Raw genomic sequence first — 15,252 nt, 5'->3', positions numbered from 1 at the left:
CGCGGGTTTGCGCGCAGCGGCTTCCCGCTGCCGATTTCCAGGGTAAGCGCCAGCAAACCGGCCGTCTCAGGCATTCCCCCAAATCGATTGGGCCAGCCCCTGCGGCACTGTCTTGGCTTGATAGCGATGGGCGGTTGGCCCTATGAAGCCCTCATGTCGATTTGGGACCGCCTCGGCGACTTCGTCACACGCGTTTCATCTTCAGCGTCGTCAGGCGTCGCCGAAGTGGTCGAGGCCGTGCGCACGGTTTTCTCCGGCGATGCCGATCTGCGCCGGCGCGTCGCCTTCTCGGTGGCGATGATCGCCCTGTCGGCCAAGATGGCCAAGGCAGACGGCATCGTCACGCAAGACGAGGTGCGCGCCTTCCAGGACATATTCGAGGTGCCGAAGGAACAGAGGCGCAATGTGGCGCGGCTCTACGATTTGGCCAAACGCGACATTGCCGGTTTCGAGACCTATGCCGAGCGGATGGCGCAGCTTTGCGGTTCGGGCCATTCGAATTGCCTGATGTTGGAGGACATACTCGACGGGCTGTTCCACATCGCCAAGGCCGACGGGCTGGTGCATGAGCGCGAGGGCCAATTCCTGCATCGCATCGCCGAGATCTTCCGCATCGATGAGGCGCATTACCAGAGCATCCTGGCGCGGCATGTCGATCTGGGTGCCGCCGATCCTTATGTCGTGCTCGGCATCGAGCGTGGGAAGCCGTTCGAGGAGGTCCGCAGGCGCTACCGCAAGCTGGTCTCCGACAATCATCCGGACCGGCTGATCGCACGCGGCCTGCCGCAGGAATTCATCAAGATCGCGACGACCAGGCTGGCGGCGATCAACGCGGCCTATGAGATGATCGAGCGAGGCCTGCGGCACGCATGAGCGGCTTTCCGCCCAACGAGCCGAGCGCCGAGGTCAGGGTATCGCCGAATTTCGGACCACGGCGCGGGACGCTCGGACCCGATATGATCGTGCTGCACTACACCGGCATGGCGACCGGCGCCGGTGCCGAGGCATGGCTGTGCGATCCGGCAAGCGAGGTCTCGTCGCACTATCTGGTCCATGAGGACGGCCGCATTGTTCAGATGGTAAGGGAAAGCGACCGCGCCTGGCATGCCGGCAAGAGCTCGTGGTTCGGACAGAGCGACGTCAACTCCTGCTCGATCGGCATCGAGATCGTCAATCCGGGGCATACGCTCGGCTATCGAAACTTTCCAAAACCGCAGATCGACGCGGTGATCGGCCTGTGCGCCGGCATCGTCGAGCGCCATTCCATTCCGGCGCAGCGGGTGCTCGCCCATTCCGACGTGGCACCGGGGCGCAAGGTCGATCCGGGCGAGAAATTTCCATGGAAAGCCTTGTTTGCCGCCGGTGTCGGCCATGTTGTGTCGGCAGCACCGATCCGGCGTGGCGCCGTGCTGAAGCCAGGCGATACCGGCGCCGAGGTCGAGGCGCTGCAGTCGATGCTGGCGCTCTATGGTTATGGCGTCGAGATCACTGGCGCTTTCGACCGGCAGACCGAAATCGTGGTCGAGGCATTTCAGCGGCATTTCCGGCAGCGCCTGGTCGATGGCATGGCTGACGGATCGACGATCCGCACGCTGGAAAGGCTGCTCGCTTCCGCAAGGATAGCCTCTCTCAAATAGTCTTTCCCAAGCTTCAAAGTTACAATCTGTTACCCAAAGTGACTTGCCTCGCCTTCTTTGGCGCCAATTCGGTCGTCAAAGGCGATCCGTACAGATTGTCGGACCTCTATCCCCCCAAATGTTCCGATGTTGATTGAGGGTATCTGCGCGAAGTTCTTTGTGCAGATCAAACAGAACAGGATCACATGCAGAAATTGACCGTTTTAACGGCAGCCATTGCTGCCGGCGTAATGACTTTTGCCTTCAGTGCAGCGAACAGCGCACCGCTGAGCCAACGGGCCGATCAGGGCTTCAGTGCCGCAGCCGGCAAAACCGCCACGCCGAAAGCAACCCGTGGTACGAAAGTAGAGAAGACCGCCACCGCAAAAGTGGAAAAAGCGGCCGCGGTAAAGACGGAAAAGCCAGCCTCCGCAAAAAAGCCAACCGCTGCGAGAAAGACAATCTCCAAACAGCATGTGAAGCGTAACCGCAAACGCATCGACCACATGGCAACGGCGTCGGTCGCTCCGAAAAGCAGGCCAGCGCCCCAGGCGGCGGTTGTCGGCGCCAGCGGACAGTATTCGGCGATCATTGCGCGTTATGCCGCCAGCTATGGCGTCCCGGTGTCGCTCGCCAATGCCGTAATCAAGATCGAGAGCAACTACCAGCCGAACCAGGTCGGCAGCGCCGGCGAGATCGGCCTGATGCAGATCAAGCCGGCGACGGCAAGGATGATGGGCTATAGCGGTTCTGTTCAGGGTCTCTACGATCCCGATACCAACATCAAATACGGCATGAAGTACCTTGCCATGGCGCGGGATCTCGGCGGTGGCACGACCTGCGGCACGATCCTGAAATACAATGCCGGCCACGCCGCCACACGGATGAACCCGGTGTCCGCAGCCTATTGCGGCAAGGTCAAGGTGCAGCTGGCAGCACTTGGAGCGCCCGCCTGACAAGCGATAACTTGCTTTTTCGTTTGCGTTTTCGGGCCTGAACCCCTTTATACGCCTTGCCAGCTGGCCGGGCGGCCGCACCCGCGAAGCCGAAAGGCTGCGGGTGAGGAAAGTCCGGGCTCCATGGAGACACGGTGCCGGTTAATGGCCGGCGGGGGCGACCCCAGGGAAAGTGCCACAGAAAGCAAACCGCCACGATCCAATCGTGGCAAGGGTGAAAGGGTGGGGTAAGAGCCCACCGCGCGACTGGCAACAGGAGCGGCACGGTAAACCCCACCGGGAGCAAGACCGAATAGGGGCGGTGCGAGGGGAAACCCTCGAGGGCTGTTTCCGGCTCACCGTCCGGGTAGGTTGCGTGAGGCGTATGGCAACATGCGCCCAAGATGAATGGCCGCCACGTTCTCGCCCCGTAAGGGGCGAGGGCCATACAGAACCCGGCTTACAGGCCAGCTGGCAGTTTCCCGAACAAAAAGAAATCTCCTGATATCAGCAGGTTGCGTCTTCGGGCGCAGCCGCTGATTCACTTTTCGACCCGGCAATCCCGCGCGACATTCCTTGAAAATGGTGCGATTAAATCGTACCATTTGGATGGCAGTACTGAGGAGCGCGTCATGGGCCAGGTCGATAAACGCAGCATCACGCTGTCGCCGGAACTGGCCGCGGCGGTCGACGACGTGGTCGCCGCCGGCGAATATGCCTCGGCAAGCGAGGTGATCCGCGACGCGCTGAGGCAATGGAAGGATCGGCGCGACCTGCTCGGCTACACCGTCGAGGAATTGCGCAGACTGGTGCAGGAGGGGATCGACAGCGGGCCTGGGCGGTTTGCGTCGATCGACGAAATAAAGAGCGAAGCGCGGAGACGATTGAAACCCGACAGCGCGGCATGAATTTGCTGGCCGGCGCAAGATCGACGCCGGCGATCTGAATTCGTGATTGCCGATTCAGCCACCGATTGCGTCTAGCGATGCCTCGATCGCATGCCAAAGCTCTTCCACCGGCTCGCAGCCGACCGACAGGCGAACGAAGCCGGGCGGAACGGCGTCTCCCCTTTTTGATCGCCGTTCGGCCGAGGTATGTACGCCGCCGAACGATGTCGCGGCCTGCATCAACGCGCAGCTGTTGATGAAATCCTCGGCCTTGTCCTCCGAGGCGAGCACGAACGAAATGAGAAATCCGAAGCGCTCCATCTGGGCGCGGGCAAGATTGTGCGATGGGTCGCTCTCCAGTCCCGGAAAGCGCAAGCCGCTGATCGCGCGATGGTTTTTCAGCCGTCGCGCTATCATTTCGGCGGAAGCGCACATGCGCTCGAAGCGCACGTCCAGCGTTTCGAGACCGCGATGCACCAGCCATGCCTCGAACGGGCCGGGGATGGCGCCCGACGTCTCGCGCCAGTCGGTCACCCTCGAGATGATGTCCGCGTCGCGGCTGGCGACATGGCCGAATAGCACATCGGAATGGCCGTTTGGCGCCTTGGTGTCGGCGGCAATGACGATATCGGCGCCGAGATCGAGCGGGCGCTGGCCGAAAGGCGTCATCGTCGTGTTGTCGACCACAAGCACCGCACCCGCTTTGTGCACGGCCTCGGCGACGGCTGCGATGTCGCATATATCAAGCCCTGGGTTGGCGGGCGTTTCGACGAACGCAAGCCGATACCCGTCAAAGCCGCCGTCGAGGAAGCTCGATGTTAGCCGGACATCATAAGCGACGCCGAAGGACTTCAAGAAACGGTCTGCCAGCGCTCGCGTCGTATGATAACCATCCGACGGCAGCAGGATGCGGTCGCCGGCTTTGAGCAGGCCGAAAAACACCGCCGAGATGGCAGCCATCCCCGAGGGAAAGGCGACGCATGGGGCGTCTTCCAGATGCGCCAGCATGTGCTCGACCGCATCCCAGGTCGGATTGCTGAAGCGGCCATATTGATCGAAGCCGGTGGCGTCACCCGGCGCGTGGAAAATGGCGGCCATGGTCAGGGGCAAGGCGATCGGGTCGCCCTTGGCAAGCCTGCCGCGACGCAGATGGGGAAGTGCCGCGGCGCGCGACTTGGCTGTTTCGGACATGGTTTCAAACCTCGTTACTGACCGGAAAAGAAGATGCCGAGGCTATGCGCGGCAGCGATCCGCAGCAAGCCGCCTCCGGTTGGACCACACGGCCCTAAACGCTTCGTTAGGCTTAATGGAGGATAAAGACCGGAGTGCCGTCAAAGCTGCTCTCCCAGCCGTGGCAGGCGCGTTTTGAAGACTGTTCCCGTTGACGCCCATAACACCCCATGATATCCCATTCCGATACTCAAGCCTTCGTTCCGTGTCAGGGTGAAGCGTACGCCAATCGGGCAGCCGCGGCGGCTGCGCGTTTGCCTGCGTTCGCCCGTCATAACGAAGTGGGTTTTGGACGGCGACCGAGCCGGGGCGGCGCGGACGGGAAGATGCAGAGGGGTGCGGCGGCGCAAGCGGCCGTAACGCGTAATGGACCGGTTTCTGTCGAACGCGGTGAACAGGATCGATGCGAAGGGACGGGTGTCCGTGCCGGCGCATTTCCGTGCCGTTGTGCAGAAACGCGGCTATTCGGAACTTTATGCGCTACGCTGCCTGGATCGCCCGGCGATGGATGTCGGTGGGCTCGACCTGCTCGATCGCTACGAGCAGCGCATCGCCCAGGAAGACCCATTCCTGCAGACGGCGGACGACATGTCGTTCTTCTGCCATGGCGATGGAACGTTTCTGAAGCTCGACCAGGACGGCCGTATCACGATGAGCGATTTCATTCGCGATCATACCGGCATTTCAGCGGAAGTGGCCTTCGTTGGCCGCGGCAATTTCTTTCAGATCTGGGAGCCGGGACGGCTCAGCGCCTACGGGACGGAAGCACGCGCCCGGCTTTTGCAGCTTCGGCAGGGGACGAAGCCCGGGGAGCGGCCGGAATGATGGCGGGCGACGGCGATGAAGTTCATGCCGTTGGCGGACCAGCCCGTCACATTCCGGTCCTCCTTGCCGAAGTTCTGGAGGCGCTGGCGCCGACAAAAGGCGAGGTGATCGTCGACGGCACGTTCGGTGCCGGCGGCTACACAAAGGCCATTTTGGCAAGCGGAGCCTCGGTCGTCGCTATCGACCGCGACCCGGATGCGATCGCGGCGGGGCGGGCCCTTGAACAGCAGTCCGGCGGCAAGCTCAGGCTTGTCCAGGCACCGTTCTCGACGCTCGACGAGCAGGTTGAAAGTGCCGATGGCGTGGTGCTCGACATCGGCATCTCCTCCATGCAGATCGACCAGCCGGAGCGCGGCTTTTCGTTCCGGGCCGATGGACCGCTCGACATGCGCATGGCGCAGGCGGGCCTGAGCGCCGCCGACGTCGTCAATACCTTCAAGGTGGGCGATCTTGCCCGCATCTTCGGTTTTCTCGGCGAGGAACGCCATGCCGGGCGCATCGCCCGCATGATCGAGAGCCGTCGCGAAAAACGCCCCTTCGAGCGCACGCTCGACCTTGCCGATGCCATCGAGACGCATATCGGTCGCGCGCCAAAAGACAAGATCCATCCGGCCACCCGCGTTTTCCAGGCGCTGCGCATCTTCGTCAATGACGAACTCGGCGAACTGGCCAAGGCACTGTTTGCCGCCGAGCGCGTGCTGAAACCGGGCGGCCGGCTTGCCGTGGTGACCTTCCATTCCCTCGAGGACCGCATCGTCAAGCGCTTCATCGCCGACAGAGCCGATTCAGCGACCGGATCGCGGCATCTGCCCGAGGCGCAGGCGCGCACCGCCACCTTCACCAAGAAGGGCGGCGGCGTGACGCCTGGCGATGCCGAGATATCGGCAAATCCGCGGGCGCGCTCGGCAAGGCTGCGCGCTGCGATCCGTACAGAGGCGCCGGCCCGTGCCGGCGATTTTTCGATTTTCGGCCTGCCAAAACTGCCTGGCCCAAAGCTTCCCGGCGCTGATCGACCGGGAGAGAGGTGAGCACGTGTTTCGTACCAGCGACATAGTCCTGATCGCCGTCATGGTTTCGGCAGCTGCCCTGACCTACAAGACCAAGCGCGAGGCCGAGGAGCAACTGGCGGCAGTGCACAAGATCCAGGCGCAGATCCGTTATGAAGAGGACACGATCGACCTGCTCAAGGCGGACTGGAGCCTGCTTACCCAGCCGTCGCGCCTGCAGAAGCTCACCGAAATCTACAAATCGCAACTCGGACTCGAGGCGGTCAATGCGCGGCAGATCGTCGGGCTGGACGATCTGCCGGCGAAACCCGTCAACATCGAGGACCTTTCATCCCAGCGGCTGGGCGGCATGGCCGATGTCGGCGGCAAGGATCCCGTGGTGACCGGAGGCATCGTCCAATGATCACCGGATTTCCAATGGCTGCCAGATTTCCAAAGATTGGGAGGCTGCTGCAGCGCGGTTCGAAGCCCGGTGCGGGCGGATCGATCGTGGTCGAAGGCGCCCGCAAGGCGACCGGTGGCAAGGGCAGGACCCGCATCGTCATGACGATGGCGGTGTTCTTCGGCATCTATTCGACCATTGCCGGGCGGCTGGTCTATCTGGGTTTCCAGAATCCCGACCTGTCGGGCGGCCCGCAGAGCCGGGTGACGGCATCGCGACCCGACATCGTCGACCGTAACGGCGAAGTGCTGGCGACCGACATCAAGACCGCGTCGCTGTTTGCCGAACCGCGCCGCATCGTCGATGCCGACGAGGCGATCGAAAAGCTGTCGACGGTGCTTCCCGAGATCGACTACGAGCAGACATACAACAAACTGAAGAGCGGCGCCGGCTTCGTCTGGCTGCAGCGTCAACTGACACCGAAGCAGCAGGCCGACATCATGCAGCTCGGCATCCCCGGCTTCGGCTTCCGCACCGAAAAGCGCCGGTTCTATCCGGCCGGCGAAACCTCGTCCTACATTGTCGGCCTCACCAACATCGACAATCAGGGCATCTCCGGCATGGAGAAATACATCGACGAACAGGGCTTGAGCGATCTTCAGGCGTCGGGTCTGGCGGTGGCCAAGGATTTGAAGCCGGTGCAGCTCTCGATCGACCTGCGCGTCCAGCATATCGTGCGCGACGAGGTCGCCACCGGCATGGAAAAGTACCATGCGATCGCGGCGGGCGCCGTTGTGCTCAACGTCAAGACCGGCGAGGTGCTGGCGATGGCCTCGGTTCCGGATTTCGATCCGAACAATCCCTATAACGCTCAGGACAAGGACCGGCTCAACCGTATGTCGGCCGGCCTCTACGAAATGGGCTCGACCTTCAAGAGCTTCACCACCGCCATGGCGCTCGATTCCGGCAAGATAACGCTGCAAAGCCGTTTCGACGCGTCGCGCCCGATCAGGATCGGCCATCAAACGATCCATGATTTCCATGGCAAGGGCCGGGTGCTGTCGGTGCCGGAAGTGTTCATCTACTCATCCAACATCGGCTCTGCCAAGGAAGCCGAAGCGGTTGGCATCGACGGACACCGCGAATTCCTGCATCGCCTGGGAATCCTCGAGAAGATGCAGACCGAACTGCCGGAAGTCGCTCGGCCGACCGAGCCCAAGGTCTGGAAGCAGGTCAATTCGATCACTATCGCCTTCGGACACGGTGTGTCGACGACGCCGCTGCAGACAGCGGTCGGCTGCGCCGCGCTGATGAATGGCGGCTATCTGATGGACCCGACTTTCCTGCCGCGCACGCAGGAGCAGGCGATGGCCGTGGCCAAGAAAGTGGTCAGCGACAAGACCGTCGAGGGCATGCGTTATCTCTATGCACTCAATGCCGAAAAGGGATCCGGCCGCAATGCACGGGTGCCAGGATACCGCGTGGGCGGCAAGACGGGAACGGCGGAGAAGGTCGTCAACGGCCGCTACTCGAAGGAAAAGAATTTCAACGCCTTCGTTGCGGCTTTCCCAATGGACGATCCGCAATACATAGTGCTTACGATCGCCGACGAACCGAAGCCGGAAAAGCCCGGCATGGGTGCTACGGCCGCCTCGAACGCGGGCATCATGGCTGCAAACATCATCCGACGTGCGGCTTCCATGCTTGGCGTGAAGCCAGATTTCAGCCATGAAAATGGTGCAACGCTGGTTTCCTATCAGTGATTCTTGGGGCGCGCCGGCAACTGCGCGCTATTTTGTTGCGATGAACGGGGTTCGATGAAGCTGAAAAATCTAGCCGGTATCCTGCCTGTCGGGGGGACAGCTTCCTTCGACATGGAGGTTACAGGGATTTCGTCGGATTCCCGCCAGGTAACACGGGGTGTCGTCTTTTTCGCGCTCACCGGCTCCAAGGCGGATGGCGCAGCCTATGCAGCCGATGCCGCGAGCCGCGGCGCTGCAGCGATCGTGGTCGGCAAGGGCAGTGCGGTCGCCGGGCTGCCAGTTCCAGTTCTTGTCGTAGACGATCCGCGCCTTGCGCTGGCGCTGAGTGCTGCCCGTTATTTCGGCAAGCAACCGCAAACCATGGTCGCGGTGACCGGCACCAGCGGCAAGACCTCCGTCGCCGCATTCACCCGACAGATATGGGAGCAGGCGGGTTTGGTCGCCGCTTCGATCGGCACGACCGGTGTGGTGGCGCCGGGCCGCAACGAATATGGCTCGCTGACCACGCCGGATCCGGTCGCGCTGCACAGGCTGCTCAAGGAGTTGGCGGAGGCCGGCGTCACCCACGCCTCGATGGAAGCGTCCAGCCATGGCCTCGACCAGCGCCGGCTCGACGGCGTCAAGCTTGCGGCCGGCGGCTTCACCAATCTCGGCCGCGACCATATGGACTATCATCCGACGGTCGAGGACTATCATCGCGCCAAATTGCGTCTGTTCGACGCGCTGCTGCCGAAGGGCGCGCCGGCCATCATCTTTGCCGATGACCCGTGGTCGGAGCCGACGATCAAGGCGGCGCGGGCAGCGGGACTGAACGTGCTGACGGTCGGCCGCCACGGCGATTTCCTGCGGCTGAAGCGGGTCGAGCACGAGCGCCACCGCCAACGCGCCGAGGTCGAAGTTGACGGCGTTCTCCATGAAGTCGACTTGCCGCTGGCCGGCGACTTCCAGATCGCCAATGCGCTGGTGTCGGCGGGCCTCGCCATTTCGACTGGAACATCTGTTGACAAGGCGTTGATGGCGCTGGAGAAATTGAAGGGTGCACCGGGGCGGCTCGACCTCGTTGGGACGGCCGCCAATGGCGCGCCGGTCTATGTCGACTACGCGCACAAGCCGGATGCGCTGGAAAACGTGCTGGCTTCGGTGCGCCCCTTTACCACCGGCCGCGTCATCGTCGTATTCGGTTGCGGCGGCGACCGGGACCGAGGCAAGCGGCCGATCATGGGCGAGATCGCCACAAGACTGGCCGACGTCGTCATCGTCACCGACGACAATCCCCGCTCGGAAGTACCCGAGACGATCCGCGCCGCGATCCTGGAGGCCGCACCTGGCGCCATCGAGATCGGCGACCGGCGCAAGGCCATCCACGAGGCGGTCGGGATGCTTCACGCTGGCGACACGCTGATCGTGGCCGGCAAGGGCCATGAGGAAGGCCAGACCATCCGCACCGAGACCCTGCATTTTTCCGACCATGAGGAAGTTCGCTCGGCGCTGCGGGAGCAAGCGGCGTGAGCTATCTGTGGACCTCCGAGGCGCTGGTTGCCGCCATGGATGGCCGGCCGCTCGGTCCGATGCCTGAGGGCATCGCCGGCATTTCCATCGACAGCCGCAGCCTGCAGCCGGGAGACGCTTTCTTCGCCATCAAGGGCGAGGCCATGGACGGCCATGATTTCGTCACCGCCGCCATCAAGGCGGGCGCCGGCGTGCTGGTCGTCGCCGAGGGCAAGCTGCCGTCGCTGGGACGGCTGACGGCACCGATGATCGTTGTTGAAGACGTGCTCGTCGCGCTGGAAAAGCTCGGCGTTGCCGCGCGCGCACGCTCAAACGCGAGGGTGATTGCCGTGACCGGATCGGCGGGCAAAACCACCACCAAGGAAGCACTGCGACACGCCCTCTCCGCGGTCGGTACCGTGCATGCATCGGCCCAGTCGTTCAACAATCACTGGGGTGTGCCGCTGACGCTGGCGCGCATGCCGCAGGATTGCGACTATGCCGTCTTCGAGATCGGCATGAACCATCCGGACGAGATCCGGCCTCTGGTCAAGATGGTCCGGCCGCATGTCGCCATCATCACGCTGATCGCCGCCGCTCATCTCGGCTTCTTCCGCAACATGGACGAGATCGCCAAGGCCAAGGCGGAGGTTTTCGAAGGGCTGGAGCCCGGTGGCGCTGCCCTTCTCAACCGCGACGACTCGCGCTGGAAGCTGCTGGAGAAGTTGGCGAAAGAGGCCGGCGTCGAGCATGTTTACGGGTTCGGCGAGAATGCCCGGGCGACCTTCAAACTGATCAAATGCGAGCTCAATGCCGATCACTCCGTCATCACCGCCAAGATTGGCGGGCATGAGATCGTCGCCAGGATCGGCGCGCCGGGCCGCCATATGGTGCAGAATGTGCTGGCGGTGCTGGGTGCAGCGCATCTGGTCGGCGCCGACGTCACCAGGGTTGCGCAGGCGCTGGCCGATCTTTCGCCCGAACGCGGACGCGGCAAGCGCTATGTGTTGCGTCATCCCAAGGGGCCGATCACGCTGATCGACGAGAGCTACAACGCCAATCCGGCGTCGATGAGCGCTGCGATGGCACTGCTCAACACGACACCGGTGTCGGGCGAAGGCAGGCGCATTGCCGTGCTCGGCGATATGCTCGAGCTCGGCAGCCATTCGGCGAAATTGCATGCCGCCCTTGCCGACCTGATCGTCGGCACCGACACGCGCACGGTCTTTCTCGGCGGCCCGGAAATGCGGGCGCTGGCCGACGTTTTGCCCGGCGAGATCAAGACGGAGTACCGCGCCGGCGCGGAAGATCTGAAGCCGGTGCTTCTATCGGAGTTGAAGCCTGGCGACGTGGTCATGATCAAATCGTCGAAAGGCATAGGCTTTTCAAAGCTGGTCGAGGCATTGCTCGGCAAGTTTCCGGCGGAAGCCACAACCAGCAGACAGACCTAGGATCGGTCCGGGGGACGCAAGCGCATGCTAACACTGCTCGTCGAATTTGCGGACAAGATCTCGGTCTTCAACGTCTTCCGCTACATAACATTCCGCACCGGCGGAGCGCTGATCACAGCGGCGCTGATCGTGTTCATCTTCGGACCGACCATCATCAATTCGCTGAGGCTGCGGCAAGGCAAGGGCCAGCCGATCCGCGCCGACGGGCCGCAGACGCATTTCAAGAAGGCGGGAACGCCGACCATGGGCGGACTGATGATCCTGTCCGGCATCGTCGGTTCCTCGCTGCTGTGGGCGAACCTGTCGAGCATCTACGTCTGGGTGGTGCTGCTGGTGACGCTGGGATTTGGCTCAATCGGCTTTTACGACGACTACCTCAAGGTGACGAAGCAATCGCATCTCGGCTTTTCCGGCAAAGCGCGGCTGGGGCTCGAATTCGTCGTCGCAGGCATCGCCGCCTGGGTGATCATGCATAACGGCCAGGCGCCGTTCTCGTCATCGTTGACATTCCCTTTCGCCAAGGAGTTTCTCGTCAACCTCGGCTGGTTCTTCATCCCGTTCTCGTGCTTCGTCATCGTCGGCGCCGGCAATGCGGTGAACCTGACCGACGGTCTCGACGGGCTGGCGATCGTGCCGATCATGATCGCCGCCGCATCCTTCGGCGTCATCGCCTATCTCTCCGGCAATGCAGTGTTCGCCGAATATCTGCAGATTCACTTCGTACCCGGCACCGGCGAACTTGCGGTGGTCCTTGGAGCGGTGATCGGCGCCGGGCTTGGCTTCCTCTGGTTCAATGCGCCGCCGGCGGCGATCTTCATGGGCGACACCGGCTCGCTGGCGCTGGGTGGGCTGATCGGCACGGTCGCGGTGGCGACCAAGCACGAGATCGTGCTGGTCATCGTCGGCGGCCTGTTCGTTGTCGAGATATTCTCGGTCATCATCCAGGTCGGCTACTTCAAGATGACCGGCAAGCGCGTCTTCCTGATGGCGCCGATCCACCATCATTTCGAAAAGCTCGGCTGGACCGAAAGCCAGGTGGTGATCCGCTTCTGGATCATCGCCGTCATCCTGGCGCTGGTCGGCCTGTCGACCCTGAAGCTGAGATAGGAGGCCGCTTGATCCCCGCCGCATCCTTTTCAGGCAAGCGCGTTTCGCTCTTCGGGCTCGGCGGCTCGGGGATCGCTACGGCGCGCGCGCTGATCGAGGGCGGCGCGGATGTGCTGGCCTGGGACGACAATCCCGACAGCGTCGCCAAGGCCGGCGCGCTCGGCATCACGACAGCGGACCTGCGCGGCGCGGACTGGGCGAGGTTTTCCGCCTTCGTGCTGTCGCCCGGCGTGCCGCTGACGCATCCCAAGCCGCACTGGACCGTCGAGCTCGCGCGGGGCTCAGGCGTCGAGATCATCGGCGACATCGAGCTTTTCTGCCGCGAGCGGACAGCGCGGGCGCCGGCAACGCCCTTCATTGCCATCACCGGCACCAACGGCAAGTCGACGACCACGGCACTGACGGCGCACATCCTCAAATCGACTGGGCGCGACACGCAGATGGGCGGCAATATCGGCCGCGCGGTGATGACGCTCGATCCGCCGCAGCCTGAGCGGCACTATGTGGTTGAGTGCTCTTCCTACCAGATCGATCTTGCCCCGTCGATCAATCCGACGGCCGGCGTCCTGCTCAATCTGACGCCGGATCATCTCGACCGCCATGGCACGATGCAGCACTACGCCTCGATCAAGGAGCGGCTGGTGGCCGGCAGCGAGACGGCAATCATCGGTGTCGACGATTCCTGGTGCGCCCAGATCGCCGATCGGCTGGAGCGAGCGGGCCGGCAGGTCATTCGGATTTCCAAGCGCCTGCCGCTGACCGACGGTTATTTCGCCGACGGCACGAATTTAATGGAAGCCGTGCACGGCCGCTACAGCCGGGTCGCCTTCCTCGAAGGCATCGGCTCGTTGCGCGGCCAGCACAATGCGCAGAATGCACTGGCTGCCGCCGCCGCCTGCCTCAAGGTCGGGCTCGAACTCGGCGAGATCCAATCCGGACTGGAGAGTTTCCCGGGGCTGGCGCACCGCATGGAGCAGGTCGGCCGCAAAGGGCATGTGCTGTTCGTCAACGATTCCAAGGCGACCAATGCCGATGCCGCTGCACCAGCGCTGTCGAGCTTTGCGCGTATCTACTGGATTGCCGGCGGCCTGCCGAAAGAGGGCGGCATCGAGCCGTTACGCGGCTTCTTCCCGCGCATCGCCAAGGCCTATCTGATCGGCGAAGCTGCGCCGGCCTTTTCCGCGACGCTGGGCGAAGCGGTGCCCTACGAGATATCAGGCACGTTGGCGGCGGCAGTCGAACACGCCGCTCGCGAAGCGGCCAGGGATAGTAGCGGCGAGGCAGTGGTGCTGCTGTCGCCGGCCTGCGCCAGTTTCGACCAGTTCAAGAATTTCGAAGTCCGCGGCGAGGCGTTCAGGCAAGCCGCAACCGCCATTGATGGCGTGAAGCCCATCGGAGGGACACGATAATGCAAAGCCGTCTCGACAAAAGCCCTGTGGCGACCTGGTGGTGGACGATCGATCGCTGGTTCCTGGCGGCGTTCCTGTCGCTGATGGGGCTCGGCATCGTTTTGTCCTTCGCCGCAAGCCCGGCGGTGGCCGAGCGCATCGGGCTAGACAGTTTCCACTTCGCGACACGCCAGATTATCTTCACCATTCCGGCGCTTGGGGTAATGCTGGCCGTCTCGTTCCTTGAATCCAGGCAGATCCGGCGCATGGCGCTGGTCATGTTGTGCATCATGCTGTTTCTGATGGTGGCGGTGCTCTATATCGGCGTCGAGGTGAAGGGCGCGCGGCGCTGGGTGTCGCTAGCCGGCCTGTCGATCCAGCCGTCCGAGTTCCTGAAACCGGCCTTCGTCATCATCTGCGCCTGGCTGTTCGCCGAGCACAAGCGGCAGCCCGACATTCCGGGCAATCTGTTCGCAATGTTGCTGCTTGCGCTGGTCATCTCGCTGCTGGTGGCGCAGCCTGACCTGGGGCAAACCATGCTGGTGCTCGGCACCTGGGGGGTGATGTTCTTCATGGCCGGGTTGCCGTGGCTGTGGATCGTCGCGCTGGGTGCTGCCGGCGTCGGCGGCGTGTTCGCCGCCTATGCGGTGTTCCCGCACGTTGCCGGCCGCATCGACCGCTTCATGACCGGCGAGGGCGACACGTTTCAGGTCGACATGGGCCGCGAGGCGCTGATCAATGGCGGCTGGTTCGGGGTCGGGCCAGGCGAGGGTACCGTCAAGCGGGTCATCCCCGACAGCCATGCCGACTTTGTCTTCTCCGTCGCCGGCGAGGAATTCGGGCTGATCATGTGTTTCTTCATCATGTCCATCTTCGGCTTCATCGTGCTGCGCGGTCTCAACACGGCACTCAGGGAGCAGGACGATTTCACCCGCTACGCGGTGGGCGGCCTGGTCACGGTCTTCGGGCTGCAGTCGGTCATCAACATGGCCGTCAATCTGCAGCTGATGCCGGCCAAGGGCATGACGCTGCCGTTCATCTCCTACGGCGGTTCTTCGCAGATCGCGATCGCCATCTCGATGGGCATGGTGCTGGCGCTGACGCGCAAGCGCCCGGAAAAGCGCAAGCAGCTGGGCTTCATGCCGCCGCCGCGTGCGATGCCGGCGGAGTGAG

Annotated in this window: 14 protein-coding genes and 1 other RNA gene; 14 read left to right on the top strand and 1 reads right to left on the bottom strand. The window is 63.1% G+C overall.

The window, feature by feature from the left end:
• The first annotated feature begins 153 nt into the window (after positions 1–153).
• From NKI95_RS11620 to NKI95_RS11600, 5 genes are all read left to right on the top strand, one after another.
• The gene (locus tag NKI95_RS11620) at positions 154–873 is read left to right on the top strand and encodes a TerB family tellurite resistance protein (RefSeq protein WP_352716832.1); all 720 of its coding nucleotides are present in this window, start codon (positions 154–156) and stop codon (positions 871–873) included.
• On the top strand, positions 870–1,637 hold the full coding sequence (locus NKI95_RS11615; protein WP_352716830.1) for an N-acetylmuramoyl-L-alanine amidase: 768 nt from the start codon (positions 870–872) through the stop codon (positions 1,635–1,637). The genes NKI95_RS11620 and NKI95_RS11615 overlap by 4 nt, the downstream gene beginning before the upstream one ends.
• Positions 1,638–1,822: 185 nt before the next feature.
• On the top strand, positions 1,823–2,572 hold the full coding sequence (locus NKI95_RS11610) for a lytic transglycosylase domain-containing protein (protein WP_352716828.1): 750 nt from the start codon (positions 1,823–1,825) through the stop codon (positions 2,570–2,572).
• Between the two features lie 59 nt (positions 2,573–2,631).
• Positions 2,632–3,030, top strand: an RNA gene (gene rnpB, locus NKI95_RS11605) — RNase P RNA component class A.
• 153 nt (positions 3,031–3,183) lie between these two features.
• Positions 3,184–3,459 carry a type II toxin-antitoxin system ParD family antitoxin gene (locus NKI95_RS11600; protein ID WP_352716826.1) on the top strand — a complete coding sequence of 92 codons (276 nt, stop codon included), beginning with the start codon at positions 3,184–3,186 and terminating at the stop codon, positions 3,457–3,459.
• Positions 3,460–3,513: 54 nt separating this feature from the next.
• Here NKI95_RS11600 and NKI95_RS11595 read toward each other — a convergent pair whose 3' ends face one another.
• On the bottom strand, positions 3,514–4,629 hold the full coding sequence (locus tag NKI95_RS11595; RefSeq protein WP_352716825.1) for a cystathionine gamma-lyase: 1,116 nt from the start codon (positions 4,627–4,629) through the stop codon (positions 3,514–3,516).
• A 405-nt stretch (positions 4,630–5,034) separates the two neighbouring features.
• Between NKI95_RS11595 and mraZ the strand changes: the two genes are divergently transcribed.
• The 9 genes from mraZ to ftsW are packed head-to-tail and all read left to right on the top strand — an operon-like array spanning position 5,035 to position 15,251.
• Positions 5,035–5,493, top strand: a complete 459-nt coding sequence (gene mraZ / locus NKI95_RS11590; protein WP_352716823.1) for a division/cell wall cluster transcriptional repressor MraZ — start codon at positions 5,035–5,037, stop codon at positions 5,491–5,493.
• A complete protein-coding gene (gene rsmH / locus NKI95_RS11585) occupies positions 5,490–6,521 on the top strand; it encodes a 16S rRNA (cytosine(1402)-N(4))-methyltransferase RsmH (RefSeq protein WP_352716822.1) in 1,032 nt (343 codons plus the stop codon). Before mraZ ends, rsmH begins: the two co-directional genes overlap by 4 nt.
• A 4-nt stretch (positions 6,522–6,525) precedes the next feature.
• Positions 6,526–6,903 carry a cell division protein FtsL gene (ftsL, locus tag NKI95_RS11580; protein ID WP_352716821.1) on the top strand — a complete coding sequence of 126 codons (378 nt, stop codon included), beginning with the start codon at positions 6,526–6,528 and terminating at the stop codon, positions 6,901–6,903.
• A gap of 14 nt (positions 6,904–6,917) precedes the next feature.
• A complete protein-coding gene (locus NKI95_RS11575) occupies positions 6,918–8,645 on the top strand; it encodes a peptidoglycan D,D-transpeptidase FtsI family protein (protein WP_352716819.1) in 1,728 nt (575 codons plus the stop codon).
• Between the two features lie 54 nt (positions 8,646–8,699).
• Positions 8,700–10,154 (top strand): UDP-N-acetylmuramoyl-L-alanyl-D-glutamate--2,6-diaminopimelate ligase, encoded by a 1,455-nt coding sequence (locus tag NKI95_RS11570; RefSeq protein WP_352716818.1) that lies wholly within the window; start codon positions 8,700–8,702, stop codon positions 10,152–10,154.
• Positions 10,151–11,584 carry a UDP-N-acetylmuramoylalanyl-D-glutamyl-2,6-diaminopimelate--D-alanyl-D-alanine ligase gene (locus tag NKI95_RS11565; RefSeq protein ID WP_352716816.1) on the top strand — a complete coding sequence of 478 codons (1,434 nt, stop codon included), beginning with the start codon at positions 10,151–10,153 and terminating at the stop codon, positions 11,582–11,584. Before NKI95_RS11570 ends, NKI95_RS11565 begins: the two co-directional genes overlap by 4 nt.
• Before the next feature lie 24 nt (positions 11,585–11,608).
• The gene (gene mraY, locus NKI95_RS11560) at positions 11,609–12,691 is read left to right on the top strand and encodes a phospho-N-acetylmuramoyl-pentapeptide-transferase (RefSeq protein WP_352716814.1); all 1,083 of its coding nucleotides are present in this window, start codon (positions 11,609–11,611) and stop codon (positions 12,689–12,691) included.
• A gap of 8 nt (positions 12,692–12,699) precedes the next feature.
• A complete protein-coding gene (murD, locus tag NKI95_RS11555) occupies positions 12,700–14,100 on the top strand; it encodes a UDP-N-acetylmuramoyl-L-alanine--D-glutamate ligase (RefSeq protein ID WP_352716813.1) in 1,401 nt (466 codons plus the stop codon).
• Positions 14,100–15,251 (top strand): putative lipid II flippase FtsW, encoded by a 1,152-nt coding sequence (gene ftsW / locus NKI95_RS11550; protein ID WP_352716811.1) that lies wholly within the window; start codon positions 14,100–14,102, stop codon positions 15,249–15,251. The genes murD and ftsW overlap by 1 nt, the downstream gene beginning before the upstream one ends.
• Position 15,252 lies beyond the last annotated feature (1 nt).

Origin of the sequence: Mesorhizobium sp. M0306 (genome assembly GCF_040321655.1) — a bacterium.
Taxonomy (GTDB): domain Bacteria; phylum Pseudomonadota; class Alphaproteobacteria; order Rhizobiales; family Rhizobiaceae; genus Mesorhizobium.
The sequence above is the reverse complement of the archived record's forward strand: the minus strand, read 5'-3'. Positions and strand labels throughout refer to the sequence as shown.

Coding starts and splice junctions, on each gene's coding strand:
- ftsW (WP_352716811.1), top strand. CDS start 14,100: ATGCAAAGCCGTCTCGACAAAAGCCCTGTGGCGACCTGGTGGTGGACG.
- rsmH (WP_352716822.1), top strand. CDS start 5,490: ATGATGGCGGGCGACGGCGATGAAGTTCATGCCGTTGGCGGACCAGCC.
- NKI95_RS11610 (WP_352716828.1), top strand. CDS start 1,823: ATGCAGAAATTGACCGTTTTAACGGCAGCCATTGCTGCCGGCGTAATG.
- NKI95_RS11575 (WP_352716819.1), top strand. CDS start 6,918: ATGGCTGCCAGATTTCCAAAGATTGGGAGGCTGCTGCAGCGCGGTTCG.
- mraZ (WP_352716823.1), top strand. CDS start 5,035: ATGGACCGGTTTCTGTCGAACGCGGTGAACAGGATCGATGCGAAGGGA.
- NKI95_RS11600 (WP_352716826.1), top strand. CDS start 3,184: ATGGGCCAGGTCGATAAACGCAGCATCACGCTGTCGCCGGAACTGGCC.
- NKI95_RS11595 (WP_352716825.1), bottom strand. CDS start 4,629: ATGTCCGAAACAGCCAAGTCGCGCGCCGCGGCACTTCCCCATCTGCGT.
- mraY (WP_352716814.1), top strand. CDS start 11,609: ATGCTAACACTGCTCGTCGAATTTGCGGACAAGATCTCGGTCTTCAAC.
- NKI95_RS11570 (WP_352716818.1), top strand. CDS start 8,700: ATGAAGCTGAAAAATCTAGCCGGTATCCTGCCTGTCGGGGGGACAGCT.
- NKI95_RS11615 (WP_352716830.1), top strand. CDS start 870: ATGAGCGGCTTTCCGCCCAACGAGCCGAGCGCCGAGGTCAGGGTATCG.
- NKI95_RS11620 (WP_352716832.1), top strand. CDS start 154: ATGTCGATTTGGGACCGCCTCGGCGACTTCGTCACACGCGTTTCATCT.